This is a genomic window from Candidatus Cloacimonadota bacterium, assembly GCA_020532355.1.
Taxonomy (GTDB): Bacteria; Cloacimonadota; Cloacimonadia; order Cloacimonadales; family Cloacimonadaceae; genus UBA5456.
Genome location: JAJBBD010000186.1, coordinates 1 through 3698 on the forward strand (window position 1 = coordinate 1; position 3698 = coordinate 3698).

General features: G+C 45.8%; 1 protein-coding gene. It reads right to left on the reverse strand.

Annotated features, from left to right (window positions below):
* On the reverse strand, positions 1 to 2652 hold a 2652-nt coding region (locus LHW48_06710), incomplete at its 3' end, for a choice-of-anchor J domain-containing protein (GenBank protein ID MCB5260147.1).
* Positions 2653 to 3698 lie beyond the last annotated feature (1046 nt).

Below are 3698 nucleotides of genomic sequence, written 5' to 3' on the forward strand. Positions count from 1 at the left end.
GGCCTGATGATAGACCTCAGTATCGGTATATTCATAGCTGATCTGAGTTCCATTTTCGATGCCTTCATCGATTAAAGCACTATTGATCATGATCGCAGTAGAAAGCTCTTGCACTTCACTGCGCAGGATGTTGTATCCGGCATGATTGGTCTCGGACTCCGCAGTCCAGGCGATATTCACATGCAGGTCTGCGGTGAGAACGGCGGTGAAGGATGAGAGGGTGACGGGCAGAGTGGGATTCTCATCACCCAAGACGATAGGCAGGGTCAAATCCTTGCTGGCGGTAATATCTGCAAAGACAATTTCTCCACCTACGTTTTCCACTGCTGTCCATTCACCATTTCTATAAAAGGCACCATAAGGAGCTGCGGTCTGGATGTTAACGCTCCAGGGACCTGCGCCGAAAAGCTCCAGAATGAAGCTTTGGGAGGCTACGAAGGCACCGTTGTTCACGGGGGGAATCTCGCCGCTGCCGTTATTGGCAGAACCGCCGGTGATGGTGATAATCTCTTCGCCTACAGTGATGGGTATGCCGACAGGGTAGTCATAAACGATATCGATGCTGATATCATCCAGAAGAATATAGTATTGATCCGCAGCGCTGTAACCGTGCCAGGCAAAGTAATAGTTACCGGTAGTAGCAGGGCTATAGCTTGCTGTTCCAAGCGTATATGCGCTTACCTGGAATTCAAACAGGTCCAGCAATGTTGTCGTCAAGCCATCCACCGTGGGTGCCTGGCCAACCATCAACTTCAGGTTTTCCGGATATTGTGGATGATTGCCATAATAAAACTCTATGCGATACTCCAGTCCTGCCTTCAAGGCAAGCGGGGCTGTAAAGACATAATCATCAGCAGCCAGATCTCTATTATAATCCAGATATAGTTCGTTGTTTCCTGATTTGTTCATATTGTTACCATTTTTCCAGGTGATACCATCCCCATTGGCGTCAATGACTGTCCAGCCAAAGGGAAGCTCCCCTTCAGGAAGATCATCGAAGTTCTGGGTATAGGGGAATTCTGAGATTATGGCATCGAAACCTTCACCGCTCAATGCGAGAGTCTGAGTGGCTCTGCTAAGGCTTCCCCTGGAGGGCGTATTGTCTATGATCTGCAAAGTAGCAGATTTCAGGCCTTCGGATCTGGGGCTGAAGTTCACTGTGATCTGCGCAGTCTCACCGAATTCCAGGCTGATGTCTTCAGTGATGGGGCTCAGGCTGAACTCAGTGGCATTAGTGCCGGTGATGCTGATCTCGGCCTGGGCTATAGATAGAGTCCTGCCACCACTATTTCTGATGGTGAAGGTAATGGCCTTGCTCTCACCAAGCTGAAGCTTACCATAGTCGCCGCTTACGGGACTGATAGCAAATTCGGGGTCTTCAGAGCTATCACTAAATTGCAGCTTGATATTTGGATGATAGTGATACCTCTCGTCTGCTTGCGGGGGGTTAGCAGGGTCCGGATTGGTGTTATCGCTGTAATATAATAGGCTCACGAAATCATCCACTTCGCTGCAGTAGAATTTACCGAAATTACCATCATAGTCCGGAGTATTTTCATCCACAGCTATCACCAGGTTATCGATATTGTTATATGCAAAGGGGACTTGTAGCTGAACCTCTATCCAGCCCTCTTCTGACGGGATATCCAGATTTGAGCGAAAGACTTCCGTAAGCTCTGAAAGCGGGATCCAATCTAAATTGCTGGTAAACTCGCTCTTATGGGTGTGTCCCATATATATTGTCCAGCCACCGGAATAGCTGCCCTCTTCTTCACCATTCCAATAATAGTAAAGCTTTTTTATGCGTTGATTAGCCGTATTGATCGCAGCCTGGGGGTAAATGGTCTGCGTATATGAATATTCATAATATGCATTTACAGGTAAGTCTTTTTCGGCAGTGCCATCACCGATAAGGATCGTACCTTCAGGCAAAGCTTCGGCATCCAGGGAGAAGTTGTAATTTACTCCCCCATAAGAAATGCTAAGGGTGGCATTCGCCGGGCCTGCGGCGGTGAGCATAGCGCCAATGGGGATGATCACGGATTCTTCGTTTCCCAGTGCAGCAGGCAAATTGGCGGGATCGAAGCTGAAACTTGCGGCATCTGTGCCGCTGATATTGATATCATCAGCAGTGATGTGCATGGTTCCGCTACCTTCGTTTGTGATGATCAGGTTTTGAGGGCTGGCTGCCTGATTCTGACTTAGCGTGCCAAAATCTATCCAGTTTGTATTGTAACTAAAGATGGGCTCTGCAGGGATTGCCTCAATACGCAGGTCATCAATATAAATTTCATACCCCGCACTGTCAATCATCCTGAAGGCAATATACTGAATACCTTCATAAGCGGCGAGACTGATGGTCTGCTCTGTCCAAAGCTCAGGCATATTTTCTCCGGCAATGTAATAGGCCAGGTCTGTGCAAAAGTCTTCTGCTGAAGAATTGCTGGTAGCGATCTGCACTTTCAGGTCTGTGCCAGGTTCTAAGCTTCCATATAGCCAGAATTTTAGACGATAATCAGCTCCTGTGAGGTTCAAGGCTGGGGTGATCAATAAATTCTCACTACCGTAAAAGTGCCATGGAGCTTTGGCGCTATATGATCCACTGTGAGAACGATTATTGCGTTCCCAGGAAAGTTCACCGGATACGGAAATCTGCGTCTATCCAGGAGGGGCAGCCGGAGTTCCGCTCCATTCTTCTTCAAAACCTTCGGTCCAGGGGAAGCTGGTAATGCTGGCACCAAGCGTGACACCGATGAGCATAAGCAGCAGGAATAGAATTGTTGTTTTCTTCATATTTTTTCCATTAATTAGATTTGTTTGTAAGCTTGTGGCTGTAGTAGCAGGCTCAGCCGGGATATTTTTGATGTTTTGAATAGATAGTTTCTGCTCTGGGATAGAGCGGAAGTCTGACTTACGAAACTTGGGGGTAATAGTGAAGGATAAGGCTCTCTGCACAGAGGAGCAAGAGCCAGTTAAGCGATTATATGTAAAAAGCTTGTGAAAGAAGATAGATACTATGGTAGCCAAAATTGCATCAAGTCCTGTAAAAGATGCTCCGATGTCTTTTCTTGATCCTGTCTTGTGCTCTTGTTTTGGGCAAAAATCAAATCCATTCTGTTTCCTCTTTATTAAAATATACGCTGTTGTCTGAAGCCGTATTCCATTTTTGTAAAATATACTGTATGAAAGCAAAACATAGATACTCTGTTTTGAGCAAGTTAAGATGTTTTTTGAGTATATTTATCAAATAATGCATCAACTATATATAAACATGAGATACTGTCAATGGAAATGATTTTCTGGCATTCCAGCATTTTTCGAGAGTCAGATTATGGGCTGGTCGGTGTTTGCTATCTGAAATGCCGTCCCGTTGGGACTCTGGGGCGTTGTGCAGCTTTGGTTTGCTATCTGAAAAGAGTAACAATGGGACTTTTGTCCATTGCGCTGGAGTTGGTATGCTAACTGAAATGTCGTCCCTACAGGACTCAGACCTTTGTGGTTGTGTGTTTTCTATCTGAAATATCGTCCCTACAGGACTCAAACCGTTGTGTGGTATTGTTTTGCTATCTGAAATAAAGTAACAATGGGACTCTGGGGTGTTGTGCGGCGTTGGTTTGCTATCTGAAATACAACAATGGGACTCGAATTAGAAGCATATTCAGTTGGAATCAAGAATCTTAAGTGCTAAAGATATAAAC